Source organism: Pediococcus argentinicus (assembly GCF_001437605.1).
Taxonomy (GTDB): domain Bacteria; phylum Bacillota; class Bacilli; order Lactobacillales; family Lactobacillaceae; genus Pediococcus; species Pediococcus argentinicus.
The window spans coordinates 22,905-48,595 of record NZ_JQCQ01000007.1 but is presented as its reverse complement, the minus strand read 5'-3'; the positions used below and the strand labels follow the sequence as shown (position 1 = coordinate 48,595).

Sequence of the window (25,691 nt, the reverse complement as noted above, 5' to 3'; positions counted from 1 at the left end):
ACAAATTACCCTTAAAAAGCTCAAATTCTTTTTCAATACAAAAAAGTTTGAGAACAAAACACCGTTTCGTCTCAAACCTTTTATAGATTACTAGTTGCGGTACAATTCTTGAACCGGTTTCGTAATAATCTGATTAACATCATTTAGTAGTTGATTTAAACTACGTTCCTTATCCATTAATGTCTTTACAACTTCGATGTCACCAACTTTGTTAGCAACCTCACGGGCATGATCCATTTCAGAATCAGAGAGATCTTCGCCGTTCATTTGTTTCTGCTGCAAATTAGCTTGGATTTCTTGAAATTCCTTAAATAAGTCATATGCCTTTGGATCTTTTTTCATATCTTCGAAAGCCTTTGCCAAATCTAGGTACTCAGTTGTTTGACGTAAGTCACTTTCCATTTGGTTCGCAGTATCATAAATATTAACAGCCATAATAACCCTCCTAATTTATCTCAAAACAATTATACCATTTAAGTAAGCGATTTAATACTAAAATCATTGACCAGTAATAGCTTTCTTAGCGTCATCAAACCATTCACCAGCCTTCTGCTTAATCGAATCAGTACCCTGAGAAATATTATCTTGGATTGATGAAGTCCCATTTTGAATATCATCCCATAGATTTGAAGGAGATTGTTCATTCTTAGCTAACGTAGCTGCATTTTGCGTATCAAATTTAGTCTGTTTTGTGTTAGGTAAAATTGAACTCATTTCAGATTGGAACATTCCATTCATACCAACACCAGTGATGTTCTCCAAATGGTGGGCCTTATTCGTATCATCAAACCCTTCCCACGTCGCAACAACCACATCCGGTGTGTACCCAATAATCCATTTATCTTTAGTTGCATCTGTTGAGCCAGTGCCATCCGCTTCCGTACTACCAGTTTTACCAGCAATTTGATATCCAGCTGGTTCAGCACCAGCACCGGTACCATCAGCACTATTAAAGACTCCAAGCATCATACTAGTCATCGTTTTAGCAACCTTAGTCGACATAATCCGCTTAGTTTGTGGTGTATTATCGACAATCACATTTCCAGATGCATCCACAATTTTTCTGATAAACCCGGTTTGAGCTAAATTACCATCATTTGCAAATGCCGTATATGCACCGGCCAATTGTAGTGGTGAGATACCATTGGTTAACCCACCTAAAGCCAAGGCCAAGTTCTTATCTTCTTTATCGGGCTTCAAACCAAATTTCTGAACAGATTCGTATCCCTTATTGACTCCAATTTTATTAAGCAACCAAACAGCTGGAGCATTCTTACTTTGTGCTAGTGCTTGATACATTGGTAATTGACCCGAATACTGATCATTATAATTAGCAGGACGATACTTGTTAGTACCGTATGATTTCAGTTTATCTTGTAAATTAGAATCGTAATCGAACCCATTAGAAAGCGCTGGTGTATAAACCGCGATGGGTTTCAACGTTGATCCAGGTTGTCGTTTAATTTGAGTTGCACGGTTAAATCCTCGGAAAACGTGTTTCCCACGACCACCAACAACTGCTTCTACTCCCCCGGTCTTAGGATCTACAGCAACTGATGAAGCTTGCACCTTAGTACCATCATTAGCATTATTTGGGAAATTAGCATCATTCTCAAAAGTCTGTTCCATTCCACGTTGGTTATTCTGATCCAAGTAGGTATAAATCTTATAACCACGGTTCATAATTTCAGATTCAGTTAAGCCATAGCGATTAATTGCTTCACTGATAACAGAATCGAAGTAGTATGGGAACTTGTAAGTATCTTCATAATGATAATCATCATAGGTTATAACTGGTGTTTGACGATACTGATCAGCTTGTGACTTGGTGATCTTACCCGTTTCGGCCATTAAACCAAGTACTACATTTCGTCGATCACGAGCATTATCGGGATGATCAGCCGGATTATAGCCACTAGGATTGGTTAACATACCAGCAATAATAGCCGCTTGTGGAACCGTTAAATCAGACGCATTAACTCCAAAGTATCTCTTAGCCGCATCTTGAACACCCCATACCCCATTACCAAAGTACGCATTATTCAAGTACATCGCTAAAATATCTTGTTTGGAGTAAACATTTTCTACTTCAACAGACAAGAAGATTTCTCGCGCCTTTCGAGTAAATGTCTGTTGCTGAGAAAGAAAAGCGTTTTTAACTAATTGCTGTGTTAGTGTACTACCACCACCAGAAATGTAGCCACGACGCATAACTTTGTTCATCACAAACATCACAGCAGCACGACCAATACCTTTAATTGAAAAGCCATATTCTTTATAGAAATTACGATCTTCCGTAGCAACTACTGCATTTTGAACATTCGGTGATATTTTATCTAAATCGACCCAATCACCTTTTTGGGAATAAAGACTTCCAGCCTTTTCATCGTGTTTATCCATAATTAACGTTGGCTGTGATAAAGCAGCCTTTAAATTACCAACGTTGGCAGTTTTAGCCTCAAATGTTAGATAGGCACTCATGATTAAAAACAGTGTCAGGAATGCCACAATGACCCAGCGCGTTAGTTGGTATCGATGCCAATATTTTTTTAAAAAGTTTCGAATTACGGACCATACTGGACTAAGCCACCTACCGATGGTTCTTAATGCAGAACGAAGTCCATCTAAGAACTTATTGTTTTTCATGTTATACCTCGTTATGTGTTATCTCTAAATAGTTTAGCATAAAAGGTTAAATATGCTAAAAAGTGCCTATTTTTTTACGAAGCCTTAATTTAATATGCAAAAAAAGAGGCCGGATTATTAACCAGTCTCTATCTTTGATGGATATAATTATTTAGTTTTTGATTTAAACTTCCAGCCGTGGCAGGACTTTCACTGAAGATAACCACCGTATCATAACCGGCAATGGTTCCTTTGATCTCTGATAAATCACTGTCATCAATCACCGCTGCCACTCGATTTCCTTCATTGGGTTCAGTTTTTAAAATGTTGATAAATTGAACCTGCGTAATAGTCAACACACTTTCGGCAACCGCTTCTTGAACCGGATCTACTTCAATGACATGCTGTTCACGTTCTGAAATCACTCGATAAACTGTGGCACCAGTTATATCAGCCTGTTTTACCAAATTCAGCTCGCGGATATCACGTGACAAAGTTGCTTGAGTAGTTTTAATACCTTCCTTTTGCAACATTTTCATCAAGTCCGACTGAGTTGAAATATCACTAGACTGAATTATATTTATAATCTGTTCCTGGCGTTCACGTTTGCTCATGATTTACACTCCATTCATTGCAAAACACATCATCTTTTTTTGATACTTTAATCTATTATCAGATTTGAGATCTTTCAAAACCAATCCCGTAGTCTCTCTAGTGGTACCACTGATTGTTGCTAGATCTTTAATCGTAATCTTAAATGGAATTCGTTCTTGACCATTTTCAGAGTCAGCGTACTTTTCTCGAATCACTTGCAAAGATTGTTCAACTCGAAGTTTAGCACAAGATGTAACAGTGCGCTTCATCATCTTTTCTGTGCTTCGAAGCACTAATTCCATCCGATCTAACACAGCTAATGTGAATTGATGATTACTAATCACAAATCCCCTCATTAATTCTACTGGCAATACAATCACTTTCAAGGTACAAATTGCTTCTGCCCGATAATGATGATAACTGCCAGATTTCAAACCACGGATTGGAAAAATCGAGCCTGGTGTTAAATACGATAAGAAGGTCGGTTCAGCATGCTGATCAAAAGATTGAATCTTAATATGACCATCCATCAAACAGTACAAATGATTTAGATCATCCATTTGGTCAAATAATGACTGACCTGCTCGCACCGTCTTAATGCGTACTTCCTTAACAAGCCTATTGAATTCTGACTTGTTTAACTTTCGACATTCGGTTTGTCGTTTTAGAAATTGAATCTCTTCGTGCTTGGGTAAATGGGAAAACATGTATTTCTCCTTTGCCTTTGTTTAAAACTACTAAATAAGTATACCAAACAATCGAGTGCCAATACTAGTACCATTGATAGTTTCAACCAAGATCCTGTGAGGGCTTCTTATTTTATTTTTGGTCTATTCCTATCTTTGGAAACTAATCATTACCCGACAACAATAAATAGTATATCGTATACCAATTGAATAGATGAAGCCGGTTTTTAATATTCAAAATGTGAAATTGCTCTCATTTTGAACATTAAAAAAAGCCATCACAAATTTTTGTGACGACTTTGAAAATTAATTTACATTTCTTCTGGTGCTTCGACACCCAACAAACGAAGTGCTTCTTTGAGTACCACACTGACACTTTGAACTAATGCTAAACGAGCATTCTTTTCAGCATCATCAGCTAAAATTTTTGAGTTAGCATAATATTTGTTAAATGACTTCGCTAAGTGTAATGCAAATTTAGCAATAACAGATGGTTCATATTGAGCAGCCGCCTTCTTAACTACGTTAGGGAAGCTTTCCAATGCTTTAAGCGTTTCCCATGCTTGTGGGTCTGAAATAACATTGTCCTCGGCATTAATTGAAGCATCTCCAGCTTTACGTAAAATACTTTCGGCACGAGCACGCGTGTATTGTACGTAAGGTCCAGTTTCACCTTCAAAACGAACAACTTCTTCTAAATTGAAATCAAATGAGTTAGTTCTTTCATTTTTAAGATCATGGAAGATTACAGCTCCAACACCAACTTGATGAGCAACTTTGTCAGCGTTCTTCAAATCGGGGTTCTTTTCATCAATCTGTGTTTGTGCAAGCTTGATTGCATCATCCAAAACTTCATCCAACAACACTACTCGGCCTGAACGAGTTGAAAGTTTTTTACCGTTTAAGGTAATCAAACCAAATGGTACGTGGTGAATATCATCTGACCAGTCAAAGCCCATTTCTTTCAAAACAGCCTTAAGTTGTTTGAAATGGTTGATTTGTTCAGCACCTACAACATAGAGAGATTGAACAAAATCATATGTGCGATAACGATAAATAGCAGCAGCCAGATCACGAGTGATATATAAAGTTGCCCCATCAGTCTTCTTAATCAAAGCTGGATTCAAATTGTATTTTTCTAAATCAACAACTTGAGCTCCACGACTTTCCTTCAATAAATTACGGTCTTCTAACATGCTGACAACTTCATCCATCTTGTCGTTGTAGAACGCTTCACCCTTGTATGAATCAAAAGTGATTCCTAATTTATCATAAATTTGTTTGAATGATTTCAAAGATTCTGAACGGAACCATTTCCAAAGCTCAGTAGCTTCTTCATCACCATCTTCTAGTTTTTTAAACCAATCACGAGCAATGTCGTCAAGTTCGGGCTTTTCTTGATCTTCTTGGTGAAAACGAACGTAGTATTCCAATAACTTGTTAATTGGATCAGCTTTAACTTCTTCTTCACTACCCCAGAGTTTGTAAGCTGTGATCAATTTACCAAATTGAGTTCCCCAATCACCTAAATGATTGATTTTAACTGATTTATAGCCGTTTTTGTTCATAATCAAAGATAGTGAATTACCAATAACAGTTGAACGTAAGTGTCCCATTGAAATTGGCTTAGCAATGTTAGGTGATGACATATCGATTGGCACTTGTCCGCCCTTGCCATCTTCATTTTGACCGTATTGTTCTTTTTCAGAAAGAACGGTTTTAATCACGTTTGAGCCAAACACTTTCTTATCTAAGAAAAAGTTAATGTATGGTCCGGCCGGTTCAACTTTTTCAAATCCAGCTTGATCAATTTTCTCAACTAATTCTTGAGCAATCATTTGTGGTGCCTTGTGCATTGTTTTTGCTAAAGCGAAAGCTGGGAAAGCATAGTCACCCATCTTTGTTTCTTTAGGTACTTCGATTTTAGTGTAAACATCTTCAACTGATAATTGACCATCTAATACAGAACTGATTGTTTGTGCAACTTGTTGTTTGTAATCCATACTTTTCCTCCTGATAATAAAAAAATCCCCTACATTAAAAAAATATTAATGTAAGAGACGAGTTTTCCCGCGGTACCACTCTTGTTGATTTTATAATCCACTTTATATTTAGTTAATGTCTAAAGAACACGCCTTCGCCACCATCATTAGAACGGCTCACATCATCCCGAACTTGCTGAGTAATGATTAGTGGTTACTACTTTCTTATTTAAGACTATTGAGATTATATCAGAATAATTGGTTGGTTTACAACTGATATAAAAGCGAATGACGAGCTACGTCATGCCCGCATGCTAGGCGTTTAGCCTATATGTGTGCAAAATCATTCACAAATTTATTATTTCATTTTCTTTATTGAATGTCCATACCTGGTTTACATTTGACTTTTGCGAACATCCGTTCGTATAATGTAAATCGTAAATATGGAGGTATTGTTATGGAAAAGATATCAGGATTTATCACTTCTAAAATTAAAATCGTTAAGTACAGTCCCTTTCTTTTAAGATTCGAAGTAACAGATAAGGACGATCATAAAACTAACGTCATTATTCATAAAAACGGACTAACGTTCTTTGAGCAAGCTAATCAAGGTTCAGCAGTTGAACTTCATGGTATATATAATGAAAGAAAACAATTCGTGATTAAAGAATTTAAAGTTTTCAATTCAGCGGTGATGATATGAAAAATAAAGACAGCAAGGCTATTAACAATGAAGACGTAATACTATAAAAGACACTCAAAATTAATAATGAGTGTCTTTTATTATTTACTTCTCGATTTTGGAATATGTTGTAATGTCAAAATCACCACTTTCGCCCAGCTCATTTTCAATTAACTGATCTTTGGGGCTTAATGGTTGGTTTTCAGAATCATAATATTCTTGAATTTTTTTATCTCGTTCCTCTTCACTTTCAAACCATTCTTCAGTATCATAAGATTCTCTGAAGCCAGGTGTATCATCTTTATGATGAACTTCGATTCCATATTTTTTTGCCATTAGTCATTTCCTCCTTTTATTAATTATCTATATTCTAGTTCATTTAAATAAAAATTACATATTTTCATAAATAAGAACCCCCCGACAGAATCCTTATGCTTTTTCAAATAGTCTTTAAGATTCCCATATTTACAGTATTCTTTAGTGTATACTAATCATTATATAATTTAATCATTTAAAATAGGCTTTATAACGAACGACACAGTGCTTAGTGCTATTATTTCTGCCCTGATTGCACTAGTAGTTGCATACATATCAAGTAGTAATATTAACAGAAACAAACAAGATGATCAGACAAATTGGGTAAAAGCATTAATATATGTTGCAGAGTCCTCTAATAAAGCAATGTCTCAAAGGAAGGTCCTTATAGTAAAAAGATGCTTACGGCCCGATAAAAAAAGTGAAAAAACTGCAAATGAGAATTACTTTGACAAATTTTCAAATCAAGCATTCGATTATTGTAAAGAACATCAAGATGATGCTGAGTTTTCTCCTGAAGTTTGTGATCGAATTAGATTAATTGCAAACCAACTTTTAAAGTATCACTGGGAAGATATTTCGTTCAAAAACAAGAATTTTTTTGAAAAGCTTTTTTACTTTCCAGCTATCTCTGAACGTTGTTTAAATTCTATATTTGGAATATCATTTTTACTTAATATGTGTTTATTGATTAAACCCGCCGGTAAAATCGATTCTTGTTTAATAAGTTTCTTTGGACAGCACATATTTATAACAACAATTTCCTTTACAATAATTATTGCATACCTTGTTCATATTCAAAATTTAAGAAAGAAAGCATACTTAAAAAATAAAACTCTTGATATTTTATTGCCTGACAAAGATAATAACAAAAAGTAAACACCGCTATAAACAAAAAAAGCCTACCAGAAATTAATCTGTATTGGTATTGAATACAAAGCAAATGACCACAACTTTTACTTAGATTAAAACCTTGGAGGAAATATTATGGATGAAAGCATTGCATCGGTTAAAGGAACTAATGGAACTCTTTATCTGTTCAAAGATAAAATAACCTTTGATAGGTCATCATTTTTAGCGAAAATGACCACGGACTTCAGAGGAAATCGAACTATTTTATTGGATTCTATAAAGGCTGTGGAATTTAAAAAGCCCACATTATTTTTAAGTGGTTATCTTCAGATAATCGTAAATCCAGAAATGACAGTATCTCAAAATCCATTCATCAACACGAAGGATTCTTACCTAATTAAAGACCCGAATACCATTGTTTTAGGAGCATCAAGAAAGAAAGTCGCTTATGATTCTGAAGATTTATACAACAAACTGATGGATTTAATTTCTGATTAGATTTTGGAGGAGTTCAAATGTATAAACGATTGATTGGTGTGTCTATAGTAGGTTTATCGTTGCTTTTATCCGGTTGTCAGAGTATTCATAATTTTGTAGAATAACCAGATGAACAAACGACAGTAAAAGATAAAACATCCTCTATAAAAATCGGAATGACCCAAAAGGAAGTAATAGATAAACTTGGGAAACCATCCTTTAAATCTGATGGTGTATTGATTTATGGCAAAGACAACATTTACTTTGCTAATGGAAAAGTTACTGGTGGTAGTACAAAGTCATTATTAAACCAAGTCCAACAACATAAAAAAGAACAAAAAGATACTAAGGTGTTTATACAAGGTGCAGCTGATCGTTTGGGTACGGAAGCAACTGAACATTTGTCAGCGCATCCTGAAACCTATCAAGAATTCAATTTAGATACTGGTGAACAGGCTTACGTTTATAAAAGTCAATATGCTCTGCTGATTCGTATTGATTCTCCAAACAGAGTTACCAATGTGTATCAGTATTCTCAATCAGCTAAATATCATATTGGTAAACGACTATTCACTGGCAGAACTATATTCCAAAAACAAAAACCAACTGTTCAATATTAAATAAAAATCCATTCCACATTTTCCGCGTAGTTAGTTTTATTAGAGGTGTGAGTAATGGATGAAAAAGAACAAGAAAGATTGATCGTATTTTTATTAGATTAGTACATGGAGTTATTTCGATATGTACATGGATCTATACAGAAACAAATAACTTAAAAACGGATTTATAAAGCTTTGTTTTATAGGAGGATTCCACACGACAAATAATAAACAGCTAGTAAAAGATTATAAAAAACTTCGTAAGAATAATGACTACTTTAAATTACCAAAATAATTATGTGACAAATATGATGTAACTAAAGTTTCGGAACTAAAAAAGGCAATTGGTGAATTTAAAAATTTTGCTCCTACACATAATCGACGAGTGGGCAAAATTGCAATTGGCGACTTAATACACGAATTACAAAAAGATTCAAATTTAAACTCAATTTTATCTTTAAAAAACTCTAGTTTTAAATCACTATTAGACTTTATAGCAACACACCAAAATAATACCTTTAAGTCACCTAAAAACAGTCTAAACATTTATGATTTAGCTGTATTTATTGGATACTTTATTAATGTTTTCCCAGATGAGGTGTACTTACATAGTGGTACATACGTAGGTGCAGAAAAATTAATACACAATATGAATTTACACAATCAAACAACATTATCAATGGATGACATTAAGCAACATAATACATCGCTTTATAATGCATTGCAGTCTCTACAACCACATGCAGCATATGCAGAAGACTTTTTCTGCCTAGCAAAAACCGGATCTATAAACGTTTGTGCTCCTAAAAAAGGCTGCTAATAATAAATAATACGAGCAACAGACTGGTCCTCGTTAAAAACTGTATTTTGGAGGAGTAGTAAATGTCAATTCCACTAATCACAGGTATTCTAAGTCTTATAACCGCAATAATTACATTCATTAATACATCAGCTTCTTATCATCAAACAAAGTCAGAAACTAGTTACGATAATAGTCAAAATAACTTTGCACAAATAAATAATACTAATATCAATGGACAGGTAAATATTAAGCAAACTAATAACAAATCATATGAAGAATACCGCAATGAAAAAACTTGGCAAACAAGATCAAAGCAGTCTAATCTTTTTACTAATATAAGTTTATTTCTTATAGTTATAGTGCCTATTATTTTGAGAGATATTACTAGTATAAAAAATAATATATTTGATTATAATCACTTTTTATTATTATTTATTCAAACTGTTCCAATATCTATTCTGTTGTTTTCAATTGTAAACTTGGGATCACTCTTTCTTTTTTTCAAGTTAAAGATAGCGAGCTATATAAATTCACAGGATTTATCAATCGTAAACAATTTACATAAAATTTCGCGCATCATATGGCCGATTTCAATTTTCTTTTCCTTTATAAATACTTGGATTATATATCAAACAAAACAAAACATTTTTATATTACTTATTTTTATTGTTGTTAATTTTTTGGGAACGAGAACATTTACTGAAATAGTATTCGCAAAAACAATGTTTAACCCTTATCGTATTAAAAATATCTTTATCCATTTATCATTTTGGATACTGAACATAGGATTTCCATTTTTACTGTTTTTTAAATTTATTTAGTCACTCTGGTGGCTCCTTCTCGTTCGACTCGAGATGTGGGAATTAACAAAATAATAATCAGGAGGATACATATGGAAAACCCATTTGAGAAATATACAAATATTTTCAATCCATCAATTGGAAAATTCAGTATCACACTAATAGATGGTAATTACCATAGTGTTGGAACTCTCTCAGTTAAAGTGATTGCTGATTGCAGTGTTCAATATGGTAATCATGATCTAAAATCTATTGATTGTAATTTATATTCAATCGATAATTTGTCTGGATCAGATATTATTTCAACAGAACCAATTATTGGTGCCGAATCGCTTGTTAGCACATATTATAACTCGAAAGAATCCATAGAAATTAATCAATCAAATATTTATAAATTTGAGCATACTTTCACTTTTGATAATCCTTTTGTTGGTAATACTGCTTCACAATTAGGTATTAATGTTGACGCTATCTTTATTAGTGGTAAAGATGGAAGCGAGATTCATAAGGAAATATTAACAAGCGTTCTATCCCCATCATATCTAGGTGATCAAAATGAGTAGCATAATCCAAATGCATGACTATCAAGAGAAGGTACCTCCTGAGCTAGATGATATAATAAAGCCAAATGACAATGGAGGTGGCGGAAATATGAACAAGTATGTAACTCACGAAGAATTATCTCATGTAGCAGAAAAACTAACGGATAAAATGGATTTAATGGACTCTAAAGATGAGCTCAGAGTTGAGAAAGTGAAATCATCGTTAATCATTTGGTATATCAGTACTACCATAGCATTGGCTGGACTTTTATTAACCGTTTTAGGTTTAATGATTTCCCATATTAAATGACATAAAAAAATACACCCTCATCCCCTACCAAGTTTTGAGAGTGCATCTAGTCAAAAAATAACCTTTTGCAAGGCTCTTTTAATATACTCAATTTTACTATATTAGAAGCACCTTTCAAGAGAACGGAGGTTCTATTATGGCAAGTATTACTAAACGTGGCAAAAGTTGGCAAATCAGAGTTTCTTATACTGATGAAAATGGAAGCTTAAAACTAAGAGTAAGGCTGGATTCAAAACCAAAAAAGAAGCTCTTAATTACAGCATGGAATTAGAACTTAAACTTCAGAAAAATTCTGGAATTTATAGAGGCGAAGTTCCTTTCCACGAATACTTCAATTCCTGGTACGAAATATACAAAGCAGATTCTATTATGCCAATCACTTTATCAAGATACAAAGCAACAGAACACCTAATTAAGAAGTTCTTCGGTGAACAAAAAATAAATGAGATAAAACGTGCTGATTATCAATCATTCATAAATGAATATGGTAAGCAGCATGCCCCTTCTACAGTAATCGAAAAGAATAATATTCTAAAGAAATGTGTGCAAAATGCATTGTACGATAGTGTGATCGAAAAAGATTTCACTTTTAATACTGTAGTAGTTTCCAATAAGAATCGTAAAGTTAAAGTAGATTATATGAATGTGCAAGAACTAAAGAGACTCACTGAGTACCTGTTAAATCACCTAGATTATCATTACTCCTCTAACTACATGATATTAACCGCAATTTTTACAGGAGCTCGTATAGGCGAAATTATGGCCCTTACGTGGAAAGATATTAATCTTAACTTTAAGACTATTAATATCAATAAAGCTTGGAACTATTTTAAAGGCGGTAAATTCAAAGAAACAAAAACTGAAAGTTCCAATCGAATCATTCCGATTAATAAGACTTTGGTAAATGTGTTTAAAGAATTGAAAAATGCAAAGGATCCACAGAAAACTGATTTATTATTTACCACACAATTTGGAACCATTCCTTCTTCTAATGCGGTAAACAAAACTCTGCGTAAAAATATGGAGAAGTTAGATATCAATCGTAAGAATTTCCACTTTCACTCTTTGTGTCATTCACATGTTGCCTACCTACTTTCACAAGGTGTAGATATTTATGCCATTGCAAAAAGATTAGGTCATTCAGATATTACAACTACTACTCGAACGTATGCATATTTAATTGATGAATTGGAAAAATCTAATGATGAAAAAATAATTTCTGGATTAGATCTGTTAGTTGATAAAAATGTCGATACCAAAACAGCAATAAAATAAATGTGTGCAAAATATGTGCAAAGTCTTTTTAAAAACATGGGATATTCTTGGAACCTTCTTAAAAATTAAAAATAGCTTAACACCAATGTTTTCAAGGCGTTAGGCTATTTTTTTGTTTTTTTTAGAATGTTCTTAGACCCTACTAAAAAGCGAATGACGGGAATCGAACCCGCGACACAAGCTTGGGAAGCTTGAATTTTACCATTAAACTACATTCGCATAACAGTAAAAGTATAGCACAACGGATAATAATTTCTAGTTTAAATCGCAGTACTATAGTTTAGTAATAAAAAATCACCAATCAAATTAATGACTGATGACTTCCTACCTATTTTAAAAATGTTTTATAAATGCTAAATTTCTATTTATTGCGGTGGAACCATGCGATATCGCGATCAAAGAATGCTAATAAATCATTTGCTAAGTAAAGCATGTATGTGAAGAACAATACTGAATTAGCGTCGCCTTGAGCAGCTGTGATTCCCCATAGAACGATTGACATAATTCCTTGAGTAAACCAGAAGAAATATGTGTCGCTATAACGGAGTGTGGTTAATAATGCCCCTGTAATACCAATGGTTGCAGCAATACTATCAATCAAAGGACGTGGACTGTTTGTAAATCGAGATTCCCAAACAAATAATAATCCTAAAACGACTGCAAAGAACAATGCAACTAGTGCCCAATGTTTGAAAGTTTTAGCGGAATCATTCTTGACCGTTAAACTCTTAATATGACTTTCAACATTCTTAGCCCATTTTGGCATTACCAAAACTGGAATATCCAATAAAATCATATACGTACATTGAAGCAAAATATCATTATAATTACGAGCTTGATAAGCAACGTAACAATAAATCAGAGCCGATACCAATCCTAAAACACCATTCAGTGGTTTAGCATTCGTGATCGAGATAGTACAAGTAAATCCAAGAATGGCAGCAACCATTGTAACAATGGCTGTTGTATTTATGGGCTGAGTAATTGTTGTTCCAACAATTACACCAATTCCAAGCATCAAGAGCATATAACTCTTAAAACTCCACCCCTTCATTTGTTCTACATACCAACTTGGCTTAAAAACGTCTACGGCAGCAATGTTGCCGTCTTCAATATGTTGTTCCACTACAAATACACCCCTATTTTATGGTTTATATAACGCACGGTAAAATAGTAAATTCATGCCTCATACGAGTATCTACATTACTAGCAAAAAAATTTAAATACAAGTCTTGACACTCGGATCATTTAGACAGGTACCACCTATGCCAATTTTATAAAATCGCTTTATTTACCAACGTGTTGGGGCTAGTTGCACTTATATTTTTATAACAATTTTCTCAAAACTTTTTTTATTGAGTTTTTTCAATTCGTTTTCTACTTCATCAAAAGCAATCAGCTTAAATGGAATCTTATCAGCAACATTCCATCCTGTTTCAAGATGTTGCCAAATTTCTTTCCGCCTTGCTATATCAACTTGTACAGAATCAATTCCAATCAGTTTAATACCTCGTAAAATAAATGGTAAAACCGTTGTATTGAGTTGATTTCCTGCTGCATTACCACAACTGGTGACACTGCCACCATAGACAACCTGAGGTAAAATATTTGCCAAAATATCTCCCCCTACAGTGTCAAAAGCATAATCAAATTTTTGCTTAGCTAATAATTTCCCATTTAAGTTAAGATCTTCAGGTGAAATGAAATTAGTAGCTCCTAATTGCGATAGTTGCTCCCTATAATCATAATTACGAACCAGAACCGATATATTTTTAAATCCTAATTTAGCTAATATTAAGAGTGTCGTCATCCCGACTCCGCCAGTAACACCTGTAATTAAAATATAAGGCTGACTATCTACTATCAATCCGTTTTTCAATTGTTCGTCAATTGAAAGAGCGGCCGTAAATCCAGAAGTTCCATATCGCATAGATTCTTCCGTACTTAGTTCGTTTAGGTTAATCATCCAATCTCCCGGAATAACGGCATATTCACTAAATCCACCGTCAATGTTTATGCCAATACCATAACTAGTGGCTGCCACAAAATCGCCTTTGGTAAAATGCTTGTCTTGAGATTCCATCACCTCACCAGCTAAATCAATGCCTGGCACCTTTGGATAATCACGAATCACCCCACCATTCACTTTCACAGCCAAACGATCCTTATAATTAATATCAGAGTAATGAACCTTAATAAGTACCTCCCCTACATTTAGCTCACCAAATTTCTTTGTTACATAATTAGTCTGAATTTCATTTAAACCTTTACTAACCTCTAAAGCTCTATACTCCATAGATAACTCCCCCTTATTCTGGAGATAATCCTTTTTCAAGAAAATCTAGTGTCATCTCAATCTCAGCTTCAACATCTTGAGGACCCATGAAAAGAACCCGTAGGAGGAACGTAACAACTGTTCCTGCCATAAATTGAAAGATTCTTGGGTCTGGCCAATCTACTAACAACTCTCTTTGTTTTAAATTCTTTAAGGTTAAAAACAGATTTTCTTGTAATGCTTTTTGGAATTCTCCCATCAAAGTTTGAACTAATTGTTGTTGAAATAGTGCTTGGCTTATAAACACTTTGATTACTTTATAGTTTTCATTTACAAAATGCATTCGATTTTCTACAACTGCTCGTAAGAAATCGCGTAAAGTGACATATTCGACATCAAAGCGATGCTGCGTGAAATCCTCAACCAAAGCATTTACGACTTGGCCAGTTAAAGGTGCCAATATGGCAGCAAGAATTTCATCTTTGGTCTTAAACCTACGATAGACCGTTCCTTCAGCAACTCCCGCCTTTTGAGCAATTTGTGAAGTATTAGTTTTGGTAAAACCTTGTTCTGCAAACAGTTCCAAACTAGAGCGTAAAATAGCTTTCTGTTTTTCCGACAAATCACAATTTTGATCTAAACTTTCTGCAAATAAATCAGTAATTCGTTTATTTTCCATTGTCTAACTCCTACTCCTTAGTGAGTGAACATTCATTGTTACTTTAACCGCTATCAAATGGATTGTCAATTTGGTTTGACATTATTTAAATATGAGTTATGATTACTCTTGAAAATAAAAGTGAGTGGCTACTCACCGAAACTAAAAAGGAGTTTTATCATGACGAATAATCTAGTATCCGTACAAAATATTGCAAAAAGTTATGATGGCAAGCACCCCATTTTAAAAGATATCAATTTAGAACTACTTGCTGGGCAAATAGTGGGCCTTTTAGGTCCTTCTGGAGCCGGAAAAACAACTCTCGTGAAATGTATTATGGGAATGCAATCTGTTGATCACGGTAAAATTGAAGTATTTGATACACCAATGCCTAATCGCCAAGTTCTAGGCAAAATCGGTTATATGGCACAAAGTGATGCTCTCTACGACGAGTTAACTGCTCGCGAGAATTTAATATTTTTCGGAAATCTTTTATCAGTTGCTAAAGCTGATCTAAATAAAATGATTGAGCACGCTGCTCAAGTTGTAAATCTGACAAATGATTTAGATAAACCTGTTAGTGATTATTCTGGCGGAATGAAACGTAGATTATCAGTTGCGATTGCGTTATTACAGAGCCCCCATTTACTGATATTAGATGAGCCAACTGTTGGAATTGATCCTGAACTTCGGCAACAGATTTGGCAAGAACTCAAACAATTGAAATCTGAGAATAAATCAATCATCATTACCACTCACGTAATGGAAGATGCTGAACAATGTGACTACCTCATGTTGATTCGTGATGGTTATGCAATTAGTCAAGGAACGCCATCAGAATTAAAAGAAAAATTTGGCGTTGATTCAATCGAGGAAGTATTTTTATCAGCTGGGAGGGATAAATAATGCGCTTAATTGCCTTAATTAAAAGAGTTCTGACACAAATGCGTCGCAGTCCTCGAACTATTGGCTTAATGTTTATTGCCCCGCTCTTTATTTTATCGTTAATGTACGTTCTCTTAGCCAATAACAACACCGTAAACAGTTATGTGGGGACTTATAACCTTAATCACCAAATCGCTGAGAATCTGGAAACTAAGCATCTCAAATTAAGTTCTACCAATTCTGATCGTCATATTCAAAAACAAATGAAAGATCATAACTGGATTGCTTTTATTGATATGTCAGACAGGAAAAATGTAGAGGTCACTTATCAGAATAGTGATTTAGGTAAGACTCAACTTGTAAAAAATGGTTTAAAGGCCTCAATCATGAAGTTAAAGAGTAAGGATTTAGTGTCGAATCTAAAGGTTTCTGGCCAAGCTCTAAAAGCTCAAAAGCAAGCCATTCTAACCCAACAAAAAGCTTTAAAAGAATTAGCCGCTCATTTGCCCGCCCCAGCAAGAGCAAAGATGTCTAAACCGACCAATAAACCCAAAGTTACCGGAAAAATTGTTACACCAACTGATTACAAAATTACATCCCACTATATTTACGCTGGAGCAAATGCAACATTCTTTGATCAAGCATTACCAGCTTTAGTCACTTTCTTTGTTTTCTTCTTTGTTTTCTTAATTTCAGGAATCTCATTATTAAGTGAACGAACTAGTGGAACCTTAAGCCGACTGCTAGCAACCCCGATCAGACGTAGTGAAATTATCTTTGGTTATATCATCGGATACGGAATTTTCGCAATCATTCAAACATTACTGATTGTTTGTTTCACAGTCTTTGTGTTGAATGTCCATATCGTTGGTAACTTCTGGCTGGTATTTTTAACAAATGTCTTAGTCGCTTTTGTTGCTTTGACAATGGGAATCTTTGCTTCAACCTTTGCGCAAAACGAATTTCAAATGATGCAATTTATTCCATTATTAGTAATTCCGCAAGTCTTCTTCTCCGGTATCATTCCACTCGCAGGAATGGCTCAGTGGTTACAATGGATTGCTCATATCATGCCAATGTATTACGCCGGGAATACAATGATTAATGTCATTACCAAAGGATATTTACTCAGCGATGTTTGGCTCAACCTTGTTATTTTGGCTGCCTTTGGAATTCTCTTTACCCTACTTAATATCTTAGGAATGCGCCGTTTCAGGCAAGTATAATTTTAGACAAAAAAATCTTCCATCTCTGGAAGATTTTTTTAATTGCGTAATTTCATAGCCATCTCAATCGATTTATCAACTAAAACAAGCTGTGAATCCATTACTGGGAAATTGTGTTCATGAGCCATTTCTTGTGCATATGATAACTCGGTGCATCCCAGAATAACAACATCAGACTTTTGTTCGTTAATCATTTTATTTAAAATTGAATAAAACAACTTGTCGTCAACCTGATTATTAGCTTTGATATCATCAAAAATTAACTTACTAGTCATATCTTGAATTTCTGGAGTTGGTTTCACAACTTCATAATCTAAAGCTTCCAATTCACGATCATAAATACCATCACTAGTTGTTCCTGGGGTTCCGATAATACCCACTCGCTTAGCTTCTGGGTATTGCTTCTTAATTAATTTTACAGTTTCGCGAGGCATGTGAACGATTGGAACATCAGTTGCCTTTTGCAAATCATCATAGAAGTAATGGGCTGTGTTACATGCAATAACAAAAAATGCTGGATGTAACTCGCTTTGTGCCTTAATATCCTCCAATAAATCAGGATATGGATTAGGTTTTGAGTTATCCAGTAAATAAGTCGAACGGTCTGGAACCGTAGCATGGTTAACCAGAATATAGTTCAAATAATCTTGATCCTTATGAGCTGGAGTTCGTTTATTTAAAAGTCGAATATAACTCTCAGTTGCAGGAGTTCCCATTCCACCGATAATTGTAAAAAAGTCTTTCATTATTAATCATCCCTTATTTTCTTTAAAGAATTTACGGAAGTTCTTAACGTAGTTATGATTCATCCAAGCTAACAATAATGTTCGCTTGAGGTTTTCATCTTGATCATAGAAAGCTGTTAAACCATAGTGGCCTTCCTTGATTAATTTCAAAGCAGTCTTCTTTTCATCGTTGTCGCGAGCATACTTCTTAAATACTCGAACTGGCACACCTAACCATAGCTTACGGTTATCATCGACATCATTAGCGTAAACAGTCTCTTTATCAGCCAACGTATTATCAACGTAATCATCAACAACCCACTTAGCTAAACTGTAACCGTTTAGAGTAACAAAGAAACTACTACGTCCTTGACGAATATTAATTTCAAATAGTTTAAACTTGCCATCACGTTCGTCGTACTTCATATCAAAGTTAGCAAACCCGGTATATTCGATACTTTCCAAAAAGTTCTTAACCGTTTGGTAAATATCGTCGTTGTACTCTGGCAAAATAGCTACATAATTTCCAATTGCAGAAGGAGCTGGATCTTCCAAAAGAGGATGACCGAGACACATCATTTTAACATGATGATTTTGATCAACATACGCATTAACAACACGCATATTACTGTCATCACCAGGAATAAAGTCCTGTAAAATTAGATCTGAAGTATAGCCATTATCATAAATCTTACCGATAATATCATCTAATTCAGCCTGCGTCTTAATACGGAATGCCTTTTTACGACCTTCAAAATGAATATCCAACCACTCAACACTATCAGCTGGCTTTAAAGCAACTGGAAAATCAAATGGAGACTTGATTGAACCACCATTTTCATGGTCCTGCTTTGTGACAATCTTTGTTGCAGGATAAGGTAAATCATATTTATCGCAGATTTCATAGAAACGTTCCTTATTGTTCAATTGTTTCAATAAATCATAATCGATATAAGGACATACGAAAGTCTTTGAAAGTTCTTCTTTATGTTTTGAAATGAGTTCAGCATAGCCATCACCCATTGCTAACAAAATAATTTTTTCATCAGCATTCTCATAACGTTTTGCAATCTCACGCATTGATTCCATAAAGACAGGATCTTCGGAAAAACCGGGAATGGTTTCTACTTCAACAATCTTAGAATAACGAGTTGGTGCAAGTTCGGTGCCGGCAATCGCTTTAACACGACGTCCTGTGATTTCGAAAAATGCACGAGCAAACCCATATGCATTAAAATCGCTTCCTAATAAAATTGGTGTGAAATTATTTTCTGGTCTTTCCATTTATTCCAATCCTCTCTTTACTTCATTTGCAACAACCATATCACTTGGCCATGGAGTATCTACCCCACGAATCTTCTGATAATGGTCGTCACCTTTAGCGGCTAAAACAACTACGTCGCCGGTTTTACTATCCTTAATTGCTGTTTCAATGGCTTCACGACGGTCTAAAATCCGCTTAACTTGAACGGTATTTGGCGTAATGCTTTGTTCAATTTCATCATTGATTGCATTGGGATCTTCAAAGCCAGGATCATCAGTCGTTAAATATGCTAAATCAGCGTGAGCACTCAAGGCTTTACCAAATCCGGCGCGACGTGAAATTCCCTTATCACCAGGACTACCAACAACCACAATTACTTTTCCATCTGGATATTGACCATGTAGGAAGTGCAATAAAGCCTTCATGCTGGCATAATTATGCGCATAATCAACAAACACCATTCCGTGATTAGGAACATCTAGATGTTCCATTCGACCGGGAATTACAATTTTTGAAAGTGGTGCGATTGCATCACTAGCTTGGGCACCAGCAAGTCCAGCTGTAATCAATGCAGCCGTAGCATTACTTTGATTATAGTCCCCTGGTACATTTACTTTAAAGTCCCCTGCAATATCTAATGCCTTTGCACGATCAGAATTGGCTTGAACGGAAATTTCCATATCATCTAAACGATCTTGATCGTTCTTGAAAGTGAAGTCTGGTTGTACATCTGAACTTAATGTGGCACCTTCACGCGCATACGTAAAGATTCGTTCTGGCTGACTGGTAGCCTTAGCTGTCATATAAACATCTTCAAAACGATCAGTCTCAGCATTAATCACACAATACTTAGAGTTAACCATTAGCTGTAATTTGCAGTGTAAGTAATCTTCAAAGTCTTTATGCTCATTACGACCAATATGATCAGGTGTGATATTTAAAAAGACACCTACATCAAATTTTAAACCGTAAACACGATCACGCAGATATGCTTGAGATGAAACCTCCATAACGAGGGTCTGCATCCCTTTATCAACGGCCGTTCTCATATCATGAAATAAATCGAGTGATTCTGGCGTTGTTAAATCTGATTTAAATTCATCTTCTGGTTCAGGACCAACAATTCGATCAATAGTCGAAAAAAGTGCCGTTTTGCCTTCAGTATGATTCTTTAAAATTGAGTGAGTAAAATATGCTGTACTGGTTTTCCCTTTAGTTCCAGTAATCGCAATTATAAATAATTCATCCTGTGGAAATTCATAGTACGCAGCAGAAAGAACCGCCAAGGCACGGGTCACGTTTGAAACGATCACCGCAGTCATGCCGGTTCCTTCATCATATTTCTGTTCAGCAACATAAGCTGTTGCTCCACTGTTTTTAGCTGAAATAAGATATGCTGGCTTGAAATTTCCTTTACAAAAGAACATATCTCCATCAGTAACTTTGCGTGAATCGTATTGGATTCCTGAGAAAGAAGTCGCTTGGGCTTCATCCACAGATACTAATAAATTGTGTTCTTTCAGGATTGCCTTCACTGTGGCAATTTCAAGTGTCATCTGCTCATCTCCAACTAAACTTGTGTACGGTGAACCAAATCAATGGTCTTCGCACTGGTATCTTCTGGGAAGTAAACTTGATACCAAAGAATAAATGTATAAATTGTGAAAATCTTTTGCATGCTAGATTTACCATTAACATGTTCTTCTAGAATGTGCATCAAAGCTTCTGGTTTAAAGAACTTCTTAGCAACGTCAGAATTGAATGCTTCTTCAATACGTGTACGATACTTGTCTTCTTTAATCCAGCTAGCAATTGGTGATGGGAATCCAAGTTTTTCCTTCTTAGCAACCTTTTCTGGCAATTCAGTTTCAGCAGCTGTACGAAGTGAAATCTTAGTTTCATCCTTGTGAATACGTGTCTTGATTGGCATAGTTGAAGCAAATTTAGCAACTTCTTTATCAACCAATGGTGTACGTACTTCAAGTGAGTTAGCCATACTCATACGATCAGCTTTGTGCAAGATATCGTATGGTAGCCATGTATTAATGTCGAAGTACTGCATTTGAGTCATTTCATCTTTATCAGCAACTTCATCAAAAATATGCTTTGTATATTCACCTGTATCAACATTTAAACTAGGATCTTTCAAAATCTTATCACGATCTTGTTCATTGAATACGTAGTTTACACGGTAGTAACGTTCACTAAGTGGTTGAGCCCCACGAGTTAAGAAACGTTTACCATGGAAACGAGGCAATCCTGAAACAGCCTTAGCTAAGCCCTTACGGATAAAGCCAGGGACCATCCTTTGGTAACGTTCAAAGGTAAATGATTCAAGATACGTGTTGTATCCACCGAAGAATTCATCAGCACCTTCACCTGATAAAGCAACCTTGACACTCTTACGAGTTCCTTTTGATAGGTAGAAGAGTTGCATTGCAGATGGATTTGATAATGGTTCGTCCATGTAGTACATGATAGTTGGTAAGATATCGAAGTAGTCATCACCATCCATGTACAATGGTGTATTCTTTTGGTTGATTTCCTTAGCAAATTCAGTTGAGTAACTTAATTCACTATATTTAGAGTCTCTAAAACCCAGTGAGAATGATTGAATAGGTTTGAATTTAGCTGCTTCGGCCAATACATAACTTGAATCAATTCCACTAGAAAGGAAACTACCAACTTCAACATCAGCGATCATATGTGCATCAACTGAATCATGAACAATTGTGCGAATTTTTTTAGCATCTTCTTCAATTGTTTGATTTTCATCGATGTGATCATAGTTAAACTTGTAGTAAGTATGTGTTTCTGTTTTACCATCTTTGTGTAAGAAGTATGTTCCTGGAAGTAGTTTGTATACGTTACGGAACATTGTTTCTTTAGATGGAATAAATTCAAAACTCAAATGAACTGGTAATAATTCTTTGTTGAATTCTTTAACAAACTTTGGATGTTCCAAAAATGCTTTTATTTCTGACCCCCAAAGGAATGTTTTGTCATCATCGTAGTAATAAAGTGGTTTAATACCAAAATGATCACGAGCACCAAAAACTTCCTTCTTTTCTGTATCATAAATTACGAAAGCAAACATACCACGCAATTTCTTAAGAAGTTCTGGGCCCCATGCATCGTAACCATGAATCAAAACTTCTGAATCTACATCTGTTTTGAATTCGTAGCCTAATTGTTTAAGTTCTTCACGGATTTCTTGATAGTTATAAATTTCACCATTAAAGGTTAAAACCTTTGTATTAGTGTTATTCATCATGGGTTGACGGCCGTGAGCCAAGTCAATAATTGATAAACGACGGAATCCCATTGAAGCATTACCGTCTTGGAAGTATGCTTCGTCATCTGGACCACGGTGTTTAATTCGATCAGCCATTGACTTAATTGTATCTTTGTTTACATCTGTTTGATCTAAATATCCAACAAAACCACACATGTTTTTGTCCCCTTTTAGTAAAAAAATTATTTCTCAAACTTCATAACAACAATAATCATTCTATCAAATTAGAAGTCTAAATACTATAAACATAAGACTTTCGTAATTTTTAAATGCGGTATCCTAATATTTCTGTTAGAAATATTAAGACTAAATGTAGCATTTAAATGAGAATCACAAAATATCAACGATTTATATCAGTATTTTTTTTATTAGCACTAAGAACACTCTTTACTTCCTGTTTATCTTTATTCAATGCTTCCTCAATCAGTTCGATTTCATGTTCGTAACGACCTTGTGGGAAGATTGATTTTTGAACATGGTTCGACTTTCGATGCTTAATGCGCCAGTTGTATCCTCCAACACTTGGTGAACGATGACCAAATTCATAAATTAAAAACGTAGCACCAAAAATAACGACAAAGAAAATAACCATGATTACTGTGTAAGTGCCAGTTGAAATTCCTTTAATATGTTTGTTTGGAATAAAGGTTGAATAAAAAACAGCCATTGAAGTAATTAAACCAATTCCAGAAATTAAATATTGCCCAATTCGTCCACCTGGTACACGGAAAGCACGATCCTTTTTATCTCGTACATTAACTTGAACCAGATAACTAATGAAGATTAATAGATAAGTCACCAGATACAACATCACGGTTAGTGACATCGCCATTTGATAAGCATCATTACTTCCCTTAAATACAACGGTCAAAAGTCCACTAATTATAGTAACTACAATCCCTTGAATCATAATCATACGAACAGGAACTTTATCTTTATTAACTTGTAAACAATAGCGTGGTAGAATACCATCTTCGGCTGTCACAAAGAGTGACTTCACTGGGCCAATGATCCAAGAACTAATTTCCCCAATCATCCCAAACGCCATTAAAATACCAATCACATAGACTCCAGCGTGTAACACAGGCAATGTCTTATCAAACATAATTCCAACTGCTTGGATCACACCTTGATTAAGCGTCAAGCCATTGACTGGTACAACCGCTGCAACTGACAAACCTCCTAAGGAATCCAATACAATGGCAAAGACAACTAATGTGATCATTGCCAAAGGATAGTTCCGTTTCGGCTTATCTAAATCTGCAATATACGAGGCAGAGGCCTCAATTCCCGTAAAAGCTAATATGTAAGGCACAATTGTATCCAATGAAAAATTACTGCTCAAAGCTCTCACATTATCGTGAAGGTTAACATCAAAAGCAACTTTCCCCGAACCGAAAAAATAAAGGACACCTAAAACTAATAAAACAACTGAAGGGAAAACAATTCCTAGAGAAAAGCTGACATCAACCAATTTTTCCGTTTTATTCACCCCACCCAATTGCCAGAGGGTCATTCCCCAGTAAATAATTAGAAATGCTCCCCATTTTAAAATGGGATTAGTATTCAATGCATCCCAATGCAAAATATACGATAACGCACCAATAATGAAGTAAATCATCGTAATAAAGTTAACTGTAATTTGTAACCATTGAAAGAAAACAGCAACAAATCCCCAGCGAGATCCAAGAATATTTTTCACCCAACTAAATACTCCACCCTCATCATTTCCATCAATAGTAGCAAGTTCGGCTGAGCACAGTGCGACTGGTAGGAACCAAATCACACCTGCTAATACCAGATACAGCACCGATAATAATCCTGATTGAGCAAAAGCGGGATATTCATCGGCTGACATGAGCATTGCTGCTGTTAATGTGAAAAATCCAAAGAAGTTCATCTTTTTAATATTCGCCATGTCGACCTCCTAATTTCCTTTATTCTAGGTCTTTCAACCTAATAAAACAATTTCTTTTAGTGTAACAATCTGGACTAGTTCAAATCCATTTTGATGCCTAATAAAAAAGCATTCCACCTGGCAACCTAACCCAACGGCTACATTGTCTTGTAGAATGCTTTTTAAAATTAATTTGTTATTTCGAAATTAGAGCAAAGACACCAGCGGCAATTGCACCACCAATCAAAGGACCAACAACTGGGATCCAACTGTAACTCCAGTCTGATCCACCTTTGTTAGCAATTGGTAGAACTGCATGCGCAATACGTGGTCCAAGGTCTCGAGCTGGATTAATTGCGTATCCGGTGGTCCCACCAAGTGAAAGACCAATTGCGGTAATTAATAATCCAACAACGATTGGATTTAATCCGCTCGTAAAGTCTCCTTTTGTGAAGGCTAACAGACCAAATACCAACATGAATGTTCCAATAATTTCACTTACAAGGTTGGCTGCATAATTTCTAATTGCAGGACCCGTAGCGAAAACTCCTAAGATAGCTGCCTGGTCTTTGGTTTCTTTCCAATGTGGTCCGTAGTGAATCCAAACAAGAGCCGCACCAACAAATCCACCAGCTAATTGTGCTAAACTATATGGAATTACATGTGCCATTGGAAACTTACCAGCCAAGGCCATTGCAAAAGAAACGGCTGGGTTTAAGTGTGCTGGGCTGAGGAATGCTGAAACATAAACACCCATCGTAACTGCCAATCCCCAACCAAGTGAAATAGCTATCCATCCAGCGCCCTGCGATTTAGTTTTATTCAAACTAACCGCAGCAACGACACCATCACCAAGTAAAATCAAAACTAAGGTTCCAATAAATTCTCCTACTAATTGTAAGGTTAGACTATCATGCATAGGAAG

At 35.2% G+C, this 25,691-nt stretch carries 26 protein-coding genes and 1 tRNA gene; 11 read left to right on the top strand and 16 right to left on the bottom strand.

Annotation, left to right across the window (positions count from 1 at the left end):
• Positions 1-90: 90 nt before the first annotated feature.
• The 5 genes from IV88_RS02875 to argS form a co-directional block, all read right to left on the bottom strand.
• Positions 91-435, bottom strand: a complete 345-nt coding sequence (locus tag IV88_RS02875) for a YlbF/YmcA family competence regulator (protein WP_057798537.1) — start codon at positions 433-435, stop codon at positions 91-93.
• A 63-nt stretch (positions 436-498) separates the two neighbouring features.
• Positions 499-2,646 (bottom strand): PBP1A family penicillin-binding protein, encoded by a 2,148-nt coding sequence (locus tag IV88_RS02870; RefSeq protein WP_057798535.1) that lies wholly within the window; start codon positions 2,644-2,646, stop codon positions 499-501.
• Between the two features lie 128 nt (positions 2,647-2,774).
• A complete protein-coding gene (locus IV88_RS02865) occupies positions 2,775-3,239 on the bottom strand; it encodes an arginine repressor (protein WP_057798533.1) in 465 nt (154 codons plus the stop codon).
• 3 nt (positions 3,240-3,242) lie between these two features.
• Positions 3,243-3,926 (bottom strand): Crp/Fnr family transcriptional regulator, encoded by a 684-nt coding sequence (locus IV88_RS02860; protein ID WP_057798531.1) that lies wholly within the window; start codon positions 3,924-3,926, stop codon positions 3,243-3,245.
• Positions 3,927-4,216: 290 nt separating this feature from the next.
• Entirely contained in the window at positions 4,217-5,908 is a 1,692-nt protein-coding gene (gene argS / locus IV88_RS02855; RefSeq protein WP_057798530.1) for an arginine--tRNA ligase, read from the bottom strand.
• 436 nt (positions 5,909-6,344) lie between these two features.
• Here argS and IV88_RS02850 point away from each other — a divergent pair, with 436 nt between their 5' ends.
• Entirely contained in the window at positions 6,345-6,590 is a 246-nt protein-coding gene (locus IV88_RS02850) for a hypothetical protein (RefSeq protein WP_057798528.1), read from the top strand.
• An 84-nt stretch (positions 6,591-6,674) separates the two neighbouring features.
• Here IV88_RS02850 and IV88_RS02845 read toward each other — a convergent pair whose 3' ends face one another.
• On the bottom strand, positions 6,675-6,905 hold the full coding sequence (locus IV88_RS02845; protein ID WP_057798526.1) for a hypothetical protein: 231 nt from the start codon (positions 6,903-6,905) through the stop codon (positions 6,675-6,677).
• Between the two features lie 204 nt (positions 6,906-7,109).
• Here IV88_RS02845 and IV88_RS02840 point away from each other — a divergent pair, with 204 nt between their 5' ends.
• From IV88_RS02840 to IV88_RS02805, 8 genes are all read left to right on the top strand, one after another.
• A complete protein-coding gene (locus tag IV88_RS02840) occupies positions 7,110-7,763 on the top strand; it encodes a hypothetical protein (protein WP_057798524.1) in 654 nt (217 codons plus the stop codon).
• A gap of 108 nt (positions 7,764-7,871) precedes the next feature.
• A complete protein-coding gene (locus IV88_RS02835) occupies positions 7,872-8,234 on the top strand; it encodes a DUF4429 domain-containing protein (protein ID WP_057798522.1) in 363 nt (120 codons plus the stop codon).
• 155 nt (positions 8,235-8,389) lie between these two features.
• Complete coding sequence (locus IV88_RS02830) at positions 8,390-8,833, top strand: hypothetical protein (RefSeq protein ID WP_057798520.1); 444 nt, start codon at positions 8,390-8,392, stop codon at positions 8,831-8,833.
• Between the two features lie 364 nt (positions 8,834-9,197).
• Positions 9,198-9,632: a hypothetical protein gene (locus IV88_RS02825; protein ID WP_057798518.1), complete on the top strand. Its 435-nt coding sequence runs from the start codon at positions 9,198-9,200 to the stop codon at positions 9,630-9,632.
• Between the two features lie 62 nt (positions 9,633-9,694).
• On the top strand, positions 9,695-10,435 hold the full coding sequence (locus IV88_RS02820) for a hypothetical protein (protein ID WP_057798516.1): 741 nt from the start codon (positions 9,695-9,697) through the stop codon (positions 10,433-10,435).
• A gap of 71 nt (positions 10,436-10,506) precedes the next feature.
• Complete coding sequence (locus IV88_RS02815; RefSeq protein WP_057798514.1) at positions 10,507-10,977, top strand: hypothetical protein; 471 nt, start codon at positions 10,507-10,509, stop codon at positions 10,975-10,977.
• Positions 10,978-10,987: 10 nt separating this feature from the next.
• Complete coding sequence (locus IV88_RS02810) at positions 10,988-11,266, top strand: hypothetical protein (protein ID WP_147165229.1); 279 nt, start codon at positions 10,988-10,990, stop codon at positions 11,264-11,266.
• 261 nt (positions 11,267-11,527) lie between these two features.
• Positions 11,528-12,541 (top strand): site-specific integrase, encoded by a 1,014-nt coding sequence (locus IV88_RS02805; RefSeq protein ID WP_057798510.1) that lies wholly within the window; start codon positions 11,528-11,530, stop codon positions 12,539-12,541.
• Between the two features lie 148 nt (positions 12,542-12,689).
• On the opposite strand, the gene IV88_RS02800 is transcribed toward IV88_RS02805, so the two are convergent.
• The 4 genes from IV88_RS02800 to IV88_RS02785 form a co-directional block, all read right to left on the bottom strand.
• Positions 12,690-12,760, bottom strand: a tRNA-Gly gene (locus IV88_RS02800).
• Between the two features lie 142 nt (positions 12,761-12,902).
• A complete protein-coding gene (gene pnuC, locus IV88_RS02795; RefSeq protein WP_057798571.1) occupies positions 12,903-13,595 on the bottom strand; it encodes a nicotinamide riboside transporter PnuC in 693 nt (230 codons plus the stop codon).
• A 264-nt stretch (positions 13,596-13,859) separates the two neighbouring features.
• Complete coding sequence (locus IV88_RS02790) at positions 13,860-14,837, bottom strand: acrylyl-CoA reductase family protein (protein ID WP_057798508.1); 978 nt, start codon at positions 14,835-14,837, stop codon at positions 13,860-13,862.
• 13 nt (positions 14,838-14,850) lie between these two features.
• Positions 14,851-15,495, bottom strand: coding sequence for a TetR/AcrR family transcriptional regulator (locus IV88_RS02785; RefSeq protein ID WP_057798506.1), 645 nt, complete (start codon positions 15,493-15,495; stop codon positions 14,851-14,853).
• 159 nt (positions 15,496-15,654) lie between these two features.
• On the opposite strand from IV88_RS02785, the gene IV88_RS02780 reads away from it, so the two are divergent.
• The gene (locus IV88_RS02780) at positions 15,655-16,380 is read left to right on the top strand and encodes an ABC transporter ATP-binding protein (protein ID WP_057798504.1); all 726 of its coding nucleotides are present in this window, start codon (positions 15,655-15,657) and stop codon (positions 16,378-16,380) included.
• Positions 16,380-17,585, top strand: coding sequence for an ABC transporter permease (locus IV88_RS02775; RefSeq protein WP_083486826.1), 1,206 nt, complete (start codon positions 16,380-16,382; stop codon positions 17,583-17,585). Before IV88_RS02780 ends, IV88_RS02775 begins: the two co-directional genes overlap by 1 nt.
• 38 nt (positions 17,586-17,623) lie before the next feature.
• Here IV88_RS02775 and IV88_RS02770 read toward each other — a convergent pair whose 3' ends face one another.
• The 6 genes from IV88_RS02770 to IV88_RS02745 form a co-directional block, all read right to left on the bottom strand.
• Positions 17,624-18,331 carry an aspartate/glutamate racemase family protein gene (locus tag IV88_RS02770; RefSeq protein ID WP_057798502.1) on the bottom strand — a complete coding sequence of 236 codons (708 nt, stop codon included), beginning with the start codon at positions 18,329-18,331 and terminating at the stop codon, positions 17,624-17,626.
• A gap of 6 nt (positions 18,332-18,337) precedes the next feature.
• Positions 18,338-19,594, bottom strand: coding sequence for a carboxylate--amine ligase (locus IV88_RS02765; protein WP_057798500.1), 1,257 nt, complete (start codon positions 19,592-19,594; stop codon positions 18,338-18,340).
• Positions 19,595-21,130 (bottom strand): UDP-N-acetylmuramoyl-L-alanyl-D-glutamate--2,6-diaminopimelate ligase, encoded by a 1,536-nt coding sequence (locus tag IV88_RS02760; RefSeq protein ID WP_057798498.1) that lies wholly within the window; start codon positions 21,128-21,130, stop codon positions 19,595-19,597.
• A 14-nt stretch (positions 21,131-21,144) separates the two neighbouring features.
• Positions 21,145-23,025, bottom strand: coding sequence for an asparagine synthase (glutamine-hydrolyzing) (asnB, locus tag IV88_RS02755; protein WP_057798496.1), 1,881 nt, complete (start codon positions 23,023-23,025; stop codon positions 21,145-21,147).
• Positions 23,026-23,209: 184 nt separating this feature from the next.
• Positions 23,210-24,787 (bottom strand): amino acid permease, encoded by a 1,578-nt coding sequence (locus tag IV88_RS02750; protein ID WP_057798494.1) that lies wholly within the window; start codon positions 24,785-24,787, stop codon positions 23,210-23,212.
• Between the two features lie 175 nt (positions 24,788-24,962).
• Positions 24,963-25,685 carry an MIP/aquaporin family protein gene (locus IV88_RS02745; RefSeq protein WP_057798492.1) on the bottom strand — a complete coding sequence of 241 codons (723 nt, stop codon included), beginning with the start codon at positions 25,683-25,685 and terminating at the stop codon, positions 24,963-24,965.
• Positions 25,686-25,691: the final 6 nt, after the last annotated feature.